Below are 16,147 nucleotides of genomic sequence, written 5' to 3' on the forward strand. Positions count from 1 at the left end.
GTGCCGGGCCTTCCGCGCGGCCTCTAAGCGCGGCGGCGGAAGCGCAGTCCGATGACCAGGGCGGCGGCGAGCACGATGCCGCCGAGGGTCAGGGCCAGGGGCCAGTTCTGCCAGGAGCCGTTCGACGACTCCGGCGGGGCGGCCTGCGGCTGGCCGGCGGCCGGGGGTGGTGGCGTCGTGGTCGTCGGCGCGGCCGGCTGGGCCAGGGATGCGGCGCCCGTGACGGCGCGGATCGCGGTGCCGGCGCCCTCCGAGGCGGACAGCAGGGTGCCGTCCGGGTCGAAGGCGATGGCCTCGCCCTGGGGTTCGTTCGGCAGCGGGACCCGGACCGGGTCGCCGGCCAGGGCCTGGGCGACCGCTCCCTTCGGGTCGCCGTCCGGGACCGGGAAGAGGTACGCGTCGGTGTAGGTGCGCAGGGCGATGACGGAGCCGTCGGCGGTCGAGGCGGCTCCGGTCACCAGGCGCGAGTCGAGGGTGCCTTCGAGCGGCCCGCCCGGGGTGTCCGTCGTCGACAGCGACACGCGTCCGACCTGCTCCAGCGGCACCGGCGCATCAGTGCGGAGAGGAGCCGTCGGACGGTAGACCAGCGCGGAACCGAGCGGTTCCTTGGTGATGATGTACGGCGTGCCCGTCTTGTCGACGAGCAGCGCCTCGGCGTCGTGCTTGCCGTCGGGGTACGTCACGCGGAACCGCTCCACGGCGCCGGAAGGCGAGACCTTGTGCAAGGCGACCGTGGAGCGGGACTTGTTGTTGTCGCCGGTGTCGGACGCCCAGAGGGTGCCGTCCGGCGTCATCGCGAGGTCTTCGACGTCGTAGGGGTCGACGGGCGCGGTGATCGTGCGTTTCACGACGCAGTCGCGGCCCATGACCTGGATGCGCAGCGTGCCGTTGTCGCTGTCGCTGACGGCGAAGAACTGCTTGCCGTCGGACGTGAGCCCGGAGAGCTCCTGCATGGCTACCGGGCACACGTCCACCGGGGGAGGCGGGAGGATCAAGCAGGCGTCCCGTTCGTCGCGAACTCCTCGAGGACGCCGGCGAGATCCGGGCGCACGCGGGCGTTGAGCAGCGTGCCCGACTCCGTGTGCTTCTCGGACAGCACCTCGCCGTCGCGGTGCACGCGGGCGACGACCTCGCCGCGCGCGTACGGCACGAGGGCCTCGACGACGACCTCGGGCCGTGGCATCAGCTCGGCGATGCGGACCCGCAGCTCCTCGATGCCGACGCCCGAATGCGCCGACACGAAGGACGCGTCCGGGAACAGGTGACGCAGCCGCGCCATGCCCAGATCGCCCACCGCGTCGATCTTGTTGACGACGAGCAGCTCGCGCGGCATCGGCGCCCCGGTCTTCTCGTTGATCTCGGCGAGGACCTCGCGCACGGCCTTGACCTGCTTCTCCGGCATGCTGTCGGAGCCGTCGACCACGTGCACGAGCAGGTCGGACTGACCGACCTCCTCGAGGGTCGAGCGGAATGCCTCGACCAGCTGGTGCGGCAGGTGCCGGACGAAGCCGACCGTGTCCGTCAGCGTGTACGGCAGGCCTTCGGGCGTCAGCGCGCGGCGCGTCGTCGGGTCGAGGGTGGCGAACAGCGCGTCCTCCACCAGGACACCGGCGCCCGTCAGCGCGTTGAGCAGCGACGACTTGCCCGCGTTCGTGTACCCCGCGATGGCGACGCTCGGGATCTCGTTCGCCGTGCGGCGGCCCCGCTTGGTCTCGCGGATGACGCCGATCGCGGCGATCTCGCGGCGCAGCTTGCTGATGCGCGCGCGGATCCGGCGGCGGTCGGTCTCGATCTTCGTCTCACCGGGACCGCGCAGACCCACGCCGCCGTTGCCGCCACCGGCACGACCACCGGCCTGCCGCGACAACGTCTCACCCCAGCCGCGCAGGCGCGGCATCAGGTACTGCAGCTGGGCCAGCTCGACCTGCGCCTTGCCCTCCTTGGACCGCGCGTGCTGCGCGAAGATGTCCAGGATGAGCGCGGTGCGGTCGATGACCTTGACCTTGAGCTTCTCCTCCAGCTGGCGCAGCTGGCCGGGAGAGAGCTCGCCGTCGCAGATCACGGTGTCGGCGCCGGTCGACTGCACGACGTCGCGCAGCTCGGAGACCTTGCCCGAGCCGATGTACGTCGCGGCGTCCGGCTTGTCCCGCCGTTGCACGACGCCTTCGAGGACCTCGGAGCCCGCGGTCTCGGCGAGGCGCGCCAGCTCCTCCATCGAGGCGTCGGAGTCGGCCGCCGTGCCCTCGGTCCACACCCCGACGAGCACGACCCGCTCCAGGCGAAGCTGGCGGTACTCGACCTCGGTGATGTCCTCGAGCTCGGTGGACAGCCCGGCGACGCGGCGCAGTGCGGCGCGCTCGGCACGTTCGAAGTCGCCGGTCGAGAAGTCGTCCTCCTCGTCCCAGGTGCTGTCGAACTCCGGGTCGAACTCTGTGCTCTGGATGTTTTCCGTCATTTGCCCTTCATCGTCCCACGGACCGTTAGTCCCCCGGATACACCGCGAGGTAGATCGCCACACGGGGAACATCCGGCTTGACCGGTTGTGCGGCCAGCTCATCCATCAACGTCGCGAGCCGCTGCTTTAGTTCCTCCGGGTCGACGGTGACGACCAGACGGCTCTGATCCACGTCACCGAGCCCGATGTCGGCGACCTCGCCGAGGAAAGCGTGCAACATCGCCTCACCGACTGCGAGCGCATTTTCGCTGTTGTCGAGCTGCCAGGACAGGCCCGTCGACCGGTAGGGGATCTCTTTCGCCCCTCTGTTGCCCGCTCGCGGCGGCATCGCCTCGAGGAATCCGGCGGCGACGAGCTTGCGCACGTGGTGCAGCGTCGTGGCCGGGTCCTTGCCGAGGCGCTGCGCCAGCTCCTTGTTGGTGAGCGGGCGCTCGAACGTCATGCGGATGATGCGAAGCCGCAGGTCGGAGCTCAGCGCGGCGGCTTCCTCGCTCGTCGCGGGACGTCGTTTCCTGGAGAGGGCCACGAGTTCAGCCTAGATGAGTGATTGACAGTTTCCAATCACTCGGCGCAGACTCGCCGGATGGCGCTATGGGGGCATCACGACTTCCGCCGGCTGTGGATCGGCGACACGATCAGCCAGTTCGGCATGAGCATCGGCATCACGGTCATTCCGCTGCTCGCCGCCGGTGTGCTGCACGCGACACCGTTCGAGATGGGACTGCTGGCCGCGGCGAGCACGGTGGCGTTCCTGCTGATCGGCCTGCCGGCGGGCGTCTGGGTCGACAGGATGCGCCGCAAGCCGCTCATGATCTCGATGGACGTCGCGCGGGCCGCGTTGATGCTGAGCGTGCCGGTCGCGTGGTGGCTGGGCGTGCTCGACCTGCCGCAACTGGTCCTGGTGAGCCTCGGGGTCGGTGTGTGCACGGTCTTCTTCGACGTCGCGTACCAGTCGTACCTGCCGTCGCTGGTGGGTCGCGGGCAACTCGTCGAGGGCAACTCGAAACTGCAGGCGAGCCTCTCCGTGGCCGACGTGTCGGGACCCGCGATCGGCGGCTACGTGGCGCAGTTCCTCGGTGCCGCCAACGGCGTGCTCGGCACCGGCCTCGGCTATCTGAGCTCGGCGTTCTTCCTGTTCCGGATCAAAAGCGCCGAGCCGGCGCCGGAACGCCACCCCGACCCGCACCTGCGGCGCGAGATCATGGAGGGGCTGCGGTTCGTCTTCGGCAACGCCACCCTGCGCAAGATCGTGGCGTGCACCGGCACCTCGAACTTCTTCCACGGCATCCAGAACGCCGTCAGCGTGCTGTTCCTGCTGCGGGTCGCCGGGTTGAACGAGGGCACGGCGGGGCTGGTGTTCAGCGCGAGCGGTGTCGGCGGCGTGCTCGGGGCGATGGTCGCGCACCGGCTGGGCGTGCTGATCGGGCAGGCACGCCTGATCTGGCTCGTGCCGCTGCTGACCTGGCCGTTCGTGCTGCTGATGCCGCTCACGAAGCCGGGCTGGGGCATCGCGTTCGCCATGGCCGGGCTCGCCGTCAACGCGTTCGGCGTCGTCGTCTACAACGTCGGCCAGGTGAGCTTCCGCCAGGCGATCTGCCCCGACCACCTGCTGGGCAGGATGAACGCCTCGATCCGCTGGGTGGTGTGGGGCGCGATGCCGCTGGGCGCCTTGCTCGGCGGCGGGCTCGGCTCGTGGATCGGCATCGTGCCGACGCTGTGGATCGCGCTGGCCGGCTCGGTGGCGGGCATGTTGTGGGTGCTGTTCTCACCGTTGCGGACTATGCGTGACCTGCCGGTGGCATCTAGCGTCGCGATGCATGGCTGACACGGTGGTTGTGCGCGACGGTCTTCACTTCGGCGAGGGACCGCGGCGCGGTCCCGACGGGCGCCTCTACTACTCCGACTTCTACGCGGGCGAGGTGCACGCCCTCGACCTCACCGGCGGCACCGACGAGGTCGTCGCCGCCTTCGACGGCCAGCCCTCGGGCCTCGGCTGGCTGCCCGACGGACGGCTCCTCGTCGTCTCGATGCTCGACCGCACGGTCCGCCGTCTCGAAGGCGGCGAACTCGTCCTCCACGCCGATATATCGGATATCGCGACCTTCCACGCCAATGACATGCTGGTCGACGGCGAGGGCCGGGCGTACGTCGGCAACTTCGGCTTCGACCTGCACGGCCTGATCGACGAGGTCGGCGTCCCGCGCCTGCTCGAACCGGACTTCGTCCCGCCCGGTGCGTCGCTCGCACTCGTGCGGCCCGACGGTTCCGTCAGCGTCGTCGCCGAGGACCTCAAGTTCCCGAACGGCATGGCGCTGCTGCCCGACCCGACAGGCGAGTCGGAGAGCGGGAACATCCTCGTCGTCGCCGAGACCATTGCGTTCAAGCTCACTTCGTTTTCGGTCGACCGCAACGGATCGTTGCAAAACCGCAGGGTGTGGGCCGAGGTGAAGGAGTTCGGGATCGCGCCGGACGGGATCGCGGGCGACGGGGACGGCGTGTGGGTGGCGCCCTCGTTGCAGTCCGCCGTGTTCCGGGTGACCGAGGGCGGCCGGATCACGCACAAGGTCGAGACGACGCAGACGTGCTTCGCCGTCGCCGTCGTCGACGACCACCTGGTGTGCCTGACGGCGCCGGACTCGAACCCGTCCGTGGTCGAGCCGGACCGGCTCGGGAAGGTCGAGGTCTACCAGCTCGGCTGAAGTGCCGAACCGGTATATCGGTCAAGCCAGAGCGTCCCACCAGGACTTGTCGAGCTCGCCGCGTGCGACGAGCACGGCGGGTCCGGTGAGCGTCGACGTCATCGGCTCGATCGTCACGTAGACCTGGCCGCCGAGGACGTCGACGGTCGCCGAGCCGGTCGTCCTGCCCTGCCCAGCGAGCCAGGAGGCGACGGACGCGACGGTGCCGGTGCCGCAGGACCGGGTCTCGCCGACGCCGCGCTCGTGGACGCGCATGCGCAGGGCGTTGTCGCCGATGGTGTTGATCAGCTCGACGTTCACGCCGTGCGGGAACACCACCGGGTCGTAGCCGGGCGGCACGGTGAGGTCGAAGCTCTCGACCGGGACGTCGGTGACGCACGCCAGGTGCGGGTTGCCGACGTCGACCGCGAAGCCGCCGATGCCGGCGCCGTCGACCGCGGCGATGGACGTGCCGGTCACGCGCGCCGGGCCCATGTCGTTCGTGACGGAGCCGTCCGGGTGCGTCACCACGGTCCTGTCCCCCGCCCGCGTGGCGACGACGAACTCGCCCTGCGGCTGGTGGCCCGCGTCGACGAGGTAGCGGGCGAAGACGCGCAGGCCGTTGCCGCACATCTCGGCGATGGAGCCGTCGGCGTTGCGGTAGTCCATGAACCACTTGCCGCCCGACTCGCCGTCGGAGCGCACGACGCGCAGCACGCCGTCCGCGCCCAGGCCGCGCTGCCGGTCGCACAGCGCCTGCACGCGCGCGACGGTCAGGTCCAGCTGGTCATCGAGGTCGGGCAGGACGACGAAGTCGTTCTCCGTGCCGTGCCCCTTCACGAACTCCACGGCACCAGGTTACCGGCGGCTCGCACCAGATCGGGCCGCGCACCGTCGAGCCAGGTGATGCGCCGGTCGCGCCGGAACCAGGAGCGCTGCCTGCGCACGAACCGGCGGGTGGCGCGCTTGGTCTCCTCGGCGGCGAAGTCGATCGTGCAGGCTCCGTCCATTGCGGACAGCACCTGCTGGTAGCCCAACGCGCGCGACGCCGTCTTGCCGTCGCGCAGTCCGATGCGGACCAGCGCGCGCACCTCGTCCTCCAGGCCATCGGCGAACATCCGGTCCACGCGCAGGTCGACGCGCTCGTCCAGTTCGGACACCTCGCGGTCGACGCCGATCTGGACGGTGCCGTAGCGCGCGGGCCCCGGCTTGGGCAGGTTCGCGGAGAACGGCTGCCCGGTGAGCTCGATGACCTCCAGCGCGCGCACGATGCGGCGGCCGTTGGACGGCAGGATCGCGATCGCGGCGGCCGGGTCGAGCTCCCGCAGGCGCCGGTGCAACGCCTCGGAGCCCACCGAGGCCAGTTCCGCCTCGAAGCGCTCCCGCACCGCGTCGTCGGTGCCGGGGAACTTCAGGTCGTCGAGCACGGCCTGCACGTACAGGCCGGACCCGCCGACGAGGACGGGCGGGCGCCCGGCGGCGAGCAGGTCCTCGACGACGGCGCGCGTCTCGCGCTGGTAGGCGGCGACCGACGCGGTCTCGGTGACCGCGAGGACGTCGAACAGGTGGTGCGGGACGCCCCTGCGTTCGGACAGCGGCATCTTCGCCGTGCCGATGTCCATGCCGCGGTAGAGTTGCATGGCGTCGGCGTTGACGACCTCTCCCCCGAACCGCTCCGCCAGGGCGACGGCGAGGTCGGACTTGCCGGTCGCCGTGGGTCCGACGACTGCGATGGGCGTGATCACGGGCGCTCCCAGACGGCGACGTGGTAGCCCACGCCGAACGGTGCGAAGAACTCGGCGCCGGTGCAGCGCCACGGTCCGGGCACACCGGCGAGGACCTGCCAGGCCGCCCGGCCCTGCGCCCCCAGCTCGCGGGCGAGGTCCACGTCGAGGCCGAGCAGGCCGTCCACGTCGGCGGCCGCCAGCACAGTGTGGACCAGGGAGTCGAAAGGTCCCGAACGCTCGTCGCCGGACCCCGGCGACCGGGGACCATGCCGGGTCGAGCCGTCACCGAGGACCAGCAGGCCGCAGTCCTCCTCCGCCAGTCGGCGTCCAAACGAGACGCAGTCGGGAACGGGCAGGTCACGCGGGACGATTTCGACGCGTGACACCTCGGCTGCGCACTGTTCCCGCAGCCACGCCGTGATTAGCACGGGCAAAGGAATTCCGGCGTCCGGCGGCAGGGCACCGCCGAGTGACACCGGCACGTCGACCCCGTAACCGAGAAAAGTTCCCGACATCGGCGGCGCGAACGTCGCCGGACCGCTGTCGTCCGCGGCGACCGCGATCCACTGACCGGGCAGTTTTCCCGCCGCGGCAAGGGTTGCGGAGCGCACGGGCTCGGTCTCGGCGGCGGCGCCGGCGACCAGTTCTGGCACCAGGAGAGGTGGGTGCGGCACCACCGCGGCACGGGTGATCACGACAGACGAGGCTACCTATCGTGGACTCCCAGTACCGAGTCGAGCTCTGACCTGTTTGAATGCGCGCGGGGAACTGGGGACGGGAGACCCCTCAGCGCCCGTATTGCATCGGCCCCGCCAACGGCGGGGCGCCCGTGGCAGGCACGGGCGTCAGATGGGAGGAACCGGCGATGTCGGAGCAGGACAGCACACCGGAGGCCGTGGCCGAGACCGCCCCGGTGGAGGTCGCAGCCGAGGGTGTGGTCGAGGAGACGCCGAAGGAGACCGCGCAGGCGACGCCTCCGGCCGTCCCCGTGGCGTCGGACCACCCTGACCGCTGGGGGCGCGTGGACGCCGACGGCACCGTGTACGTGAAGACCGAGGACGGCGAGCGCGCCGTCGGGTCGTGGCAGGCCGGTGAGCCGGTCGAGGGCCTCGCGCACTTCGCGCGGCGCTTCGACGACCTGCGCACCGAGGTCGAGCTGCTCGTCTCGCGGCTCGCGTCCGGCGCCGGCGACCCCAAGCACGCCCTGACCAGCGCGAAGCACGTCAAGGAGCAGCTCGCCGAGGCCGCCGTGGTCGGCGACCTGAAGGCGCTGGCCGCCCGCGTCGAGCACGTGCTGCGGCAGGCCGAGGCCGGTGTGGAGAAGGCCAAGGAGGCCAAGGAGGCCGCCCGCGCCCAGTCCGTGGCGCGCAAGCAGGCGCTCGTCGACGAGGCCGAGTCGATCGCGAACGAGTCGACCCAGTGGAAGGTCTCGGGCGACCGGCTGCGCGCGATCCTCGACGAGTGGAAGACCATCCGCGGCGTCGACCGCAAGACCGACGAGCAGCTGTGGCGCCGGTTCTCGAAGGCCCGTGACGCGTTCAACCGCCGTCGCGGCTCGCACTTCGCGGACCTCGACCGCCAGCGCTCGGTGGCCAAGTCCTCCAAGCAGGCGCTGGTCGAGGAGGCCGAGAAGCTCGTCGACTCCGACGACTGGGGCCCCACGGCCGGTCGCTACAAGGAGCTCATGGTCGAGTGGAAGGCCGCCGGACGTGCGCCCAAGGAGGCCGACGACGCGCTCTGGCAGCGGTTCCGCGCCGCGCAGGACGCGTTCTTCCAGAAGCGTTCCGAGGCGTTCAGCGAGCGGGACGCCGAGTTCACGGCCAACGCGAAGCTGAAGGAGGAGCTGCTCGCCGAGGCCGAGACGATCGACCCGTCGGCCGACCTCGAGGCGGCGCGCAACCACCTCTACAAGATCCAGGAGCGCTGGGACGCGATCGGCAAGGTCCCCCGCGAGCGCATCCGCGAGTTCGAGGGCAAGCTCCGCGCGATCGAGGAGAGGGTCCGCGGCGCGGTCGACGCCCAGTGGCGCCGGTCCGACCCCGAGGCCGAGGCCCGCGTGGCGCAGTTCCGCGAGCGCGTGGAGCAGTTCGAGGCGCAGGCCGCCAAGGCCCGTGCCGCGGGCGACAAGCGCCGCACCGAGCAGGCCGAGGCGCAGGCGGCGCAGTGGCGCGAGTGGCTCGCCGCCGCCGAGCAGGCGCTGGCGACCCGCTAGAGGGCTTTGAACGCCTGAGGGCCCTTCTCCCGCGTGGAGAAGGGCCCTCAGTCGTCTTGTGCGTTACAGCTGCGGCGGGCGTGAAGCCGCGATCTTGACCCACTTCACCAGCAGGACGACCACGGCGATCACCGCGATGATCAGCCCGATGCCGGGACCGGGACCGATCGTCTTGTTGCTCGTCGTGGTCTGCTGCGTCCAGATCGACAGCACGCCGATGATCGACCCGGCGAACAGCCCGAGTGAGCACACCCACGTGAGGACCCAGCGCCGCACCGCGAGCGTGACGCCCGAGCCGACCACGCCGATGCCGAGGGCGAGGTAGGAGAACAGCTCCGGCAGGAACAGGTCCGCCTCGCCGAGCACCACCTGCAGGCCCGAGTGCTCGCCGATCCACGGCAGCACCAGCGACACCAGGATCGCCAGCACCGCGACCGAGATCGTCAGCGCGCCCGTGCCGGGGTCGATCCTCTTGGCCGCCTGGTGCTCGACCGCGTCGATTTCCTTGCGCAAGAAGTCCTCGTCACTCACTGGGCCGCACACCCCTGGACGGCGGGCAGCGGCGCGGGGGCTCCGAACGACGGCAGGCCGAGGCCGATGCCCGCGGTCTTGGGCTTGATGCCGGCCTCGGAGCGGTCACCGGCCTTCGTGCGGCGCCACGACAGCGGTTCCCCGTCCGCGACGAGGTAGTGCGGGGCCGCGTACGTCACGACGGTCTCGACGACGTCACCGGGACGCGGAACCGTCGCACCGGGCGTGAAGTGCACCAGGCGTCCGTCGCGGGCACGGCCGCTCATGCGCTGCGTCTCGGCGTCGCGCTTGCCCTCACCGGTGGCGACGAGGACCTCGACGGTGCGGCCGACCTGCTCCTTGTTGAGCGTGTGCGTCATCTCGTTCTGCAGCGCCACAAGCCGGTCGAAGCGCTCCTGCACGACGGCCTTGGGCAGCTGGTCCGGCAGCTCGGCGGCCGGTGTCCCGGGGCGCTTCGAGTACTGGAACGTGAACGCCGACGAGAACCGGGCCTGGCGCACGACGTCGAGCGTGCCCTGGAAGTCCTCCTCGGTCTCGCCGGGGAAGCCGACGATGATGTCGGTGGTGATCGCGGCGTCCGGCATGGCGGCGCGGACCTTGTCGATGATCCCCAGGTACTTCTCCGTGCGGTACGAGCGGCGCATCGCCTTGAGCAGCCGGTCCGATCCGGACTGCAGCGGCATGTGCAGGCTGTGGCACACGTTCGGCGTCTCGGCCATGGCGGCGATGACGTCGTCGGTGAAGTCCTTGGGGTGCGGTGAGGTGAAGCGCACGCGCTCCAGCCCGTCGATGTCACCGCAGGCGCGCAGCAGCTTGCCGAACGCGAGCCTGTCGCCGAACTCGACGCCGTAGGAGTTGACGTTCTGCCCCAGCAGCGTCACCTCCAGCACGCCCTCGTCGACGAGCGTCCGCACCTCGGCCAGCACGTCGCCGGGGCGGCGGTCCTTCTCCTTGCCGCGCAACGACGGCACGATGCAGAACGTGCAGGTGTTGTTGCAGCCCACCGAGATCGACACCCAGCCCGAGTAGGCGGAGTCGCGCGCGGCCGGCAGCGACGACGGGAACGTCTCCAGCGCGTCGAGGATCTCGACCTGCGCCTCTTCGTTGTGGCGGGCGCGTTCGAGCAGCACCGGCAGCGAGCCGATGTTGTGGGTGCCGAACACGACGTCCACCCACGGGGCGCGCCGGACGATCTCGCTGCGGTCCTTCTGCGCGAGGCAGCCGCCGACCGCGATCTGCATGCCCGGCTTCGCCGCCTTCTGCGGGGCGAGGTGGCCGAGCGTGCCGTAGAGCTTGTTGTCGGCGTTCTCGCGGACGGCGCAGGTGTTGAAGACGACGACGTCGGCCTGTTCGTCCCCGCTGGCGCGCTCGTAGCCCGCGTCTTCGAGCAGACCGGCGAGCCGCTCGGAGTCGTGCACGTTCATCTGACACCCGAACGTGCGGATCTGGAAGCTCTTGCGAACCTGCGCGGTACTCACGCCAACACGATAACCCCTGGTCAGTGGCCCGAGTTCCGCGGACCGGGCAAAGCCTCGCCGACGAGCGCCGTGACCAGGCGAGACCTTCGTCGGGTGCAACGCCCGCTCGTCCCCGTGGCACGATGCGCTGGTGTTCGGACGAATGCACGCCGCCGTGAGCCTGTTGACCGCCGCAACGGTCCTGACGGGGTGCGGCGGCACGGTGTCGGACATCAAGATCACCATGGCGACCGGCAGCCCCGGCGGCGTCTACTACTCGCTCGGCCGCGGTCTCGCGGACATCTGGAGCGGGCGCCTCGGCATCACGCGTCCCCAGGTCGTCGCGACGGCCGGTTCCAAGGACAACGTCACCCGCCTCATCAACGACCAGGCGCAGGTCGGCTTCTCGCAGGCCGACGCGCTGGAGGGCGTCGCCGGCTCGGACAAGCTCCGCGCCCTGGCCCGCATGCACGACGACTACCTGCAGGTCATCGTCCGCGCCGACCTCCCGGTGAGGAAGTTCGCCCAGCTCAACGGCCTGCGCGTGTCGATCGGCGGCCGGGAGTCGGGCGTCGAGATCATCGCGAGCGCGCTGCTCAGGTCGGCGGGCGTCACGCCCCAGGCGGTCAACCTCAACCTCGACGACTCCGCCCAGGCGATGCGCGAGGGCAGGCTCGACGCGTTCTTCTGGTCGGGCGGTCTGCCGACGCAGGCGATCACGGACCTCACCAAGGGGCTCGGCGTGCGGATGCTCGACCTGAGCGACGTGCTGCCGAAGTTCCGCCGCGAGAAACCCGTGTACGGGGCGGCGACGCTGCCCGCGTCCACCTACAACCTGCAGTCCGACCCGGTCGGGCCGGTCATCACCCTCGTCGTGCGCAACTTCCTGCTCGTCAGCGAGAAGATGCCCGACGACGTGGCCGAAGCGCTGGTGCGGCAGCTGTTCGAGGGCCAGCCGGAGCTCGTGAAGGCGCACTCGGCGGCCCGCACGATCGAGCAGCGGTCGGCGATCGAGACGTCACCGGTACCGCTGCACAACGGCGCCATGCGCTACTACCGCGAGAGCAAGATCTGAGCTCCTAGACGGCCGGGAGCTCGACCACGACCTTCAGCCCGCCGTCCTCGGGCGACTCCAGCCGGACGACGCCGTCGACGCGCTCGACGACCAGCCGCACGATCGACAGGCCGAGGCCGGAGCCGGGCACGTTCTGGTGAGCGGGGCTGCGCCAGAACCGGTCGGTGGCGCGTTCGAGCTCCTCGGGTTGCAGACCGGGCCCGTGGTCGGCGACGGAGAGCCGGACGACGCCGCCGGCCTTGCGGGCGTCGACCACGATCAACGTCCCCTCCGGGGTGAACTTGAGGGCGTTGTCGAGCAACGCGTCCAGGATGGTCTCGACGCCGCGCGGCGGAGCGAGCGCCATGCCGACGCGGTGCCCGTCGAGCACGAGGTGCACCTCCTTGGCCGCCGCGGCCGCGTGCCACGCCGAGAGCCGGGCCGCCACGGACTTGTCGACGTCGACCGGCACCGGGTCCACCGAGCTCGACTCGGCCCGCGCCATGGCGAGCAGCTCGTCGAGGATGCGGTTGAGGCGGTCGGTCTCGCTCAGCGCCTCGACCTGGTGGACCTCGGCCTCGGAGTCGACGTGACCCTCCAGGTTGGACAGACGGAGTTTCAGCGCGGTCAACGGGTTGCGCAGCTGGTGCGAGGCGTCGGCGACGAAGGCCCGCTGGGAGGCGAGCACGTCGCTGACGTTCGCGGCCATCTGGTCGAAGGACCGGCTGAGCTGCCTCAGCTCCGGCGGTCCGCTCTCCGCGCCCACCGGCGGCACCGGCCGGCCCGCCACCACGGCGGCGAGGAGCTTGCCCGTCGCGTCGTCGAGGGCCTGCACCGGCCGCAGCGTCCAGCGGACCACCGGCAGCGCCAGCAGCACGGCCAGTGCCAGCACCAGCAGGCTCGCCGCCAGCAGCAGCGCCCACCACGCCAGCACCTCGAAGCGGGTCTTCGCGGTCGGTGAGAACGTGATCACCGCGCCGCGCACCTCGCCGTCGACCAGGACGGGCTCGGCGAGCACCAGCCGTTCGTCGTCCCACGGCATGAACAGCGGCGGCGCGACCGGCAGGCGCCCGGCCAGCGCCTTGCTGACCAGGTCCTGCACGCCGTTCTCGCCGAGCGCGAGGTCGTTGCGCGACGCGACCAGCGGCACCGTCGGCGCGTCACGGGCGACGACGGCCACGCCGATGCCGTAGAGCTCGTCGTAGCGCTGCAGCTCGGGGCGCAGCAGGTCCGGCTTGTCGTCGATCAGCGGCCGCGCGGCGAGCGAGGCGAACCGGCTCGTGTCGGTGAGCCGGTCGAGGAACATCTCCTGCTGCTCCGCGGCCGCCACGCCTCGGCCCAGCGGCACTCCGAGGCCGACGAGCACCAGCACGACCAGGGCGAGCACCACTCCCAGCAGTCGGGACCTCACGAGCCGTCACCCCACCCGACCGCGGCACGCCGCGCGAGAATCACTCAATCGAGATCACACCTGCCCCAGCCGGTACCCGACGCCGCGCACGGTCTCCAGCAGCGCGGGCCTGCCGAGTTTGGTCCGCAGCGTGGCGACGTGCACGTCCAGGGTGCGGTTCGCGCCCGACCAGGTGCGTCCCCACACCTCGGCGAGGATCCGCTCCCGCGTGCACACCGCGCCGCCCGCGGCCATGACGAGCGCGAGCACCTGGAACTCCTTGCGCGACAGCGCGACCGACTCCCCCGCGACCGTGACCTCGTGGCGTCCCAGGTCGACCCGCACGTCGCCGGTCTCGAACACCTCGGTGGACGCCGCGCCCACCCCGACCGGGTCGGCACCGCGGCGGCGGCGCACGGCGTGCACGCGGGCGACGAGCTCCCCCACGTCGTAGGGCTTGACCAGGTAGTCGTCGGCGCCGGCGTGCAGGCCGAGGATCCGGTCGTCGATCTCGCCTCGCGCGGACACCACGATGATCGCGACGTCCGAGGCGGCCCTGATGGCACGGCACAGCGTCACGCCGTCCATGTCGGGCAGGCCGAGGTCGAGCAGCACCACGTCGACGCCTGCGAGGCGGTCGAGCGTGCCGCGGCCCGTGGCCTGCCGGTCCACGTGGAAACCCCGTCTGGTCAGGGCTGGGACCAAGGCCTCGGCGACCCTGTCGTCGTCCTCGACGAGCAGCACGCGCACTTTCGCTACCTCCCGGGCAACCGATGTCTGCCTGTGACAGAGTTGAGACCCTAAGTCTTGCTCAATGTCCTGGACTGGTGTGGTGGCGGACACCTAGGTTTCCGCCAACGCCGACGACCCCAAATGGAGGACTGGATGACTGCCGCCTCTGCACCGCCGATGATTCGCGTGGCGGGTGTGGACAAGTTCTTCGGCCCGTTGCACGTGCTCAAGAACGTGCAGCTGGAAGTGCCGAAGGGGCAGGTCGTGGTCGTGCTGGGGCCGTCGGGTTCCGGTAAGTCGACCCTGTGCCGGACCATCAACCGCCTCGAGCCGATCGATTCCGGCGTCATCGAGGTCGACGGCCAGCCGCTTCCCGCCGAAGGAAAAGAACTGGCTCGCCTGCGCGCCGATGTGGGCATGGTGTTCCAATCGTTCAACCTTTTCGCGCACAAGACCATCGTCGAGAACGTCATGCTCGCGCCGGTGAAGGTCCGCAAGACCCCCGCCGCCGACGCGCGCAAGACCGCGATGGAGCTGCTGGAGCGGGTCGGGATCGCGAACCAGGCCGACAAGTTCCCCGCGCAGCTCTCCGGTGGCCAGCAGCAGCGCGCGGCGATCGCCCGCGCGCTCGCCATGAAGCCCAAGGTGATGCTCTTCGACGAGCCCACCTCGGCGCTCGACCCGGAGATGGTCCAGGAGGTCCTGGACGTCATGACGGGCCTCGCGAAGGACGGGATGACGATGCTCGTCGTCACCCACGAGATGGGCTTCGCCCGCAAGGCCGCGGACCGGGTGATCTTCATGTCCGACGGCGAGGTCGTCGAGGACTCGACCCCGGAAGAGTTCTTCTCGGCCCCGAAGTCCAACCGCGCGAAGGACTTCCTTGGCAAGATCCTGACTCACTAGTAGTCAGCCCACTTTCGAACGGAATGGCAGGAGAAGGACGATGAGGGTTCGCACCCTTGCGGCGGTGCTGCTGACGGGCGCACTGGCCCTGACCGCGTGTGGCAAGGAGGGCAGCCCGACCGACCAGGCGGCGCCCGCCGGCCTGTTCGAGGTCGCCAAGGACGTCAAGGTCGACGGCTCGCCCACGTTCGAGAAGGCGAAGGCGCGCGGCTCACTGATCGTCGGTGTCAAGGAGGACCAGCCGGGTCTGGGCTACAAGGACCCGACGACCAACAAGTACAGCGGCTTCGACATCGACATCGCTCGCCTGATGTCGGCCAAGCTGGGCTTCGACCCCGAGAAGATCCAGTTCAAGACGATCCAGTCCGCCGCGCGCGAGCAGGCGCTGATCAACGGTGACGTCGACTACTACGTCGGCACCTACACGATCAACGCGGGCCGCAAGGAGAAGGTCGGCTTCGCCGGACCGTACTTCGTCGCCGGCCAGGACCTGCTGGTGAAGAAGGACAACACCGACATCACCGGCCCGGAGACCCTCAAGGGCAAGAAGGTCTGCTCGGTCACCGGCTCCACCCCGGTGAAGAAGATCCGCGAGAACGGCTACACCGAGCCGGAGAACATCCTGGAGTTCCAGGGCTACTCCCAGTGCGTCACCAAGCTGCTCAACGGTGAGATCGACGCGGTCACCACGGACGACGCGATCCTCAAGGGCTACGCCTCCGCCGAGGAGGGCAAGCTGAGGGTCGTCGGCAAGACGTTCTCCAGCGAGCCGTACGGCATCGGCGTCCCCAAGGAGGACACGGCGCTGCGCACGAAGTTCAACGACGTCCTGCAGTCCTCGCTCGACGACGGCACGTGGCAGAAGATCTACGACGGCACGCTCGGCAAGTCGGGCTCGTCGGCCCAGAAGCCGACGATCGACCGTTACTGACGGTTTCTCACGTGGCCGGTGGATCCCGCGTGGGTCCACCGGCCGTTCCTTTGAAGGCGGACGGACGGCAAGGA

Annotated in this window: 16 protein-coding genes; 6 read left to right on the top strand and 10 right to left on the bottom strand. The window is 70.4% G+C overall.

What is annotated here, in order from left to right:
- Positions 1-23: 23 nt before the first annotated feature.
- From BLQ91_RS31445 to BLQ91_RS31455, 3 genes are read right to left on the bottom strand one after another with little or no spacing between them, the layout of a single operon-like run.
- Positions 24-995: an SdiA-regulated/phytase-like domain-containing protein gene (locus tag BLQ91_RS31445; protein WP_143022903.1), complete on the bottom strand. Its 972-nt coding sequence runs from the start codon at positions 993-995 to the stop codon at positions 24-26.
- Positions 992-2,455 carry a GTPase HflX gene (gene hflX / locus BLQ91_RS31450; protein ID WP_090102745.1) on the bottom strand — a complete coding sequence of 488 codons (1,464 nt, stop codon included), beginning with the start codon at positions 2,453-2,455 and terminating at the stop codon, positions 992-994. Before hflX ends, BLQ91_RS31445 begins: the two co-directional genes overlap by 4 nt.
- A 25-nt stretch (positions 2,456-2,480) precedes the next feature.
- Positions 2,481-2,930, bottom strand: coding sequence for an ArsR/SmtB family transcription factor (locus BLQ91_RS31455; protein WP_281199704.1), 450 nt, complete (start codon positions 2,928-2,930; stop codon positions 2,481-2,483).
- A 108-nt stretch (positions 2,931-3,038) separates the two neighbouring features.
- Here BLQ91_RS31455 and BLQ91_RS31460 point away from each other — a divergent pair, with 108 nt between their 5' ends.
- Positions 3,039-4,280, top strand: coding sequence for an MFS transporter (locus BLQ91_RS31460; RefSeq protein WP_090102747.1), 1,242 nt, complete (start codon positions 3,039-3,041; stop codon positions 4,278-4,280).
- Positions 4,273-5,154, top strand: a complete 882-nt coding sequence (locus BLQ91_RS31465) for an SMP-30/gluconolactonase/LRE family protein (protein ID WP_090102749.1) — start codon at positions 4,273-4,275, stop codon at positions 5,152-5,154. Before BLQ91_RS31460 ends, BLQ91_RS31465 begins: the two co-directional genes overlap by 8 nt.
- 21 nt (positions 5,155-5,175) lie before the next feature.
- Here BLQ91_RS31465 and dapF read toward each other — a convergent pair whose 3' ends face one another.
- Genes dapF through BLQ91_RS31480 form a run of 3 tightly spaced genes read right to left on the bottom strand, consistent with a single transcriptional unit; the run spans position 5,176 to position 7,555 of the window.
- Positions 5,176-5,982 carry a diaminopimelate epimerase gene (gene dapF, locus BLQ91_RS31470; RefSeq protein WP_090102751.1) on the bottom strand — a complete coding sequence of 269 codons (807 nt, stop codon included), beginning with the start codon at positions 5,980-5,982 and terminating at the stop codon, positions 5,176-5,178.
- Entirely contained in the window at positions 5,970-6,878 is a 909-nt protein-coding gene (gene miaA / locus BLQ91_RS31475; protein ID WP_218130469.1) for a tRNA (adenosine(37)-N6)-dimethylallyltransferase MiaA, read from the bottom strand. The genes dapF and miaA overlap by 13 nt, the downstream gene beginning before the upstream one ends.
- A complete protein-coding gene (locus BLQ91_RS31480) occupies positions 6,875-7,555 on the bottom strand; it encodes a class III extradiol ring-cleavage dioxygenase family protein (protein WP_090102753.1) in 681 nt (226 codons plus the stop codon). Before BLQ91_RS31480 ends, miaA begins: the two co-directional genes overlap by 4 nt.
- 170 nt (positions 7,556-7,725) lie before the next feature.
- On the opposite strand from BLQ91_RS31480, the gene BLQ91_RS31485 reads away from it, so the two are divergent.
- Positions 7,726-9,072 carry a DUF349 domain-containing protein gene (locus BLQ91_RS31485; protein WP_090102755.1) on the top strand — a complete coding sequence of 449 codons (1,347 nt, stop codon included), beginning with the start codon at positions 7,726-7,728 and terminating at the stop codon, positions 9,070-9,072.
- Positions 9,073-9,135: 63 nt separating this feature from the next.
- On the opposite strand, the gene BLQ91_RS31490 is transcribed toward BLQ91_RS31485, so the two are convergent.
- Positions 9,136-9,603 (bottom strand): Rv2732c family membrane protein, encoded by a 468-nt coding sequence (locus tag BLQ91_RS31490; protein ID WP_090102757.1) that lies wholly within the window; start codon positions 9,601-9,603, stop codon positions 9,136-9,138.
- Positions 9,600-11,081 carry a tRNA (N6-isopentenyl adenosine(37)-C2)-methylthiotransferase MiaB gene (gene miaB, locus BLQ91_RS31495; protein WP_090102758.1) on the bottom strand — a complete coding sequence of 494 codons (1,482 nt, stop codon included), beginning with the start codon at positions 11,079-11,081 and terminating at the stop codon, positions 9,600-9,602. Before miaB ends, BLQ91_RS31490 begins: the two co-directional genes overlap by 4 nt.
- A 130-nt stretch (positions 11,082-11,211) precedes the next feature.
- Between miaB and BLQ91_RS31500 the strand changes: the two genes are divergently transcribed.
- On the top strand, positions 11,212-12,135 hold the full coding sequence (locus tag BLQ91_RS31500; protein ID WP_245733941.1) for a TAXI family TRAP transporter solute-binding subunit: 924 nt from the start codon (positions 11,212-11,214) through the stop codon (positions 12,133-12,135).
- Positions 12,136-12,139: 4 nt separating this feature from the next.
- Here BLQ91_RS31500 and BLQ91_RS31505 read toward each other — a convergent pair whose 3' ends face one another.
- Both BLQ91_RS31505 and BLQ91_RS31510 read right to left on the bottom strand, forming a co-directional pair.
- Entirely contained in the window at positions 12,140-13,525 is a 1,386-nt protein-coding gene (locus BLQ91_RS31505) for a sensor histidine kinase (RefSeq protein WP_090102760.1), read from the bottom strand.
- Positions 13,526-13,579: 54 nt separating this feature from the next.
- The gene (locus BLQ91_RS31510) at positions 13,580-14,254 is read right to left on the bottom strand and encodes a response regulator transcription factor (RefSeq protein ID WP_089924238.1); all 675 of its coding nucleotides are present in this window, start codon (positions 14,252-14,254) and stop codon (positions 13,580-13,582) included.
- Positions 14,255-14,413: 159 nt separating this feature from the next.
- On the opposite strand from BLQ91_RS31510, the gene BLQ91_RS31515 reads away from it, so the two are divergent.
- Entirely contained in the window at positions 14,414-15,142 is a 729-nt protein-coding gene (locus BLQ91_RS31515; RefSeq protein WP_176960056.1) for an amino acid ABC transporter ATP-binding protein, read from the top strand.
- Positions 15,143-15,182: 40 nt separating this feature from the next.
- Positions 15,183-16,073, top strand: a complete 891-nt coding sequence (locus BLQ91_RS31520; RefSeq protein WP_090102761.1) for a glutamate ABC transporter substrate-binding protein — start codon at positions 15,183-15,185, stop codon at positions 16,071-16,073.
- The last annotated feature ends 74 nt before the right edge of the window (positions 16,074-16,147 follow it).

This window comes from Lentzea jiangxiensis (genome assembly GCF_900104175.1).
Lineage (GTDB): Bacteria > Actinomycetota > Actinomycetes > Mycobacteriales > Pseudonocardiaceae > Lentzea > Lentzea jiangxiensis.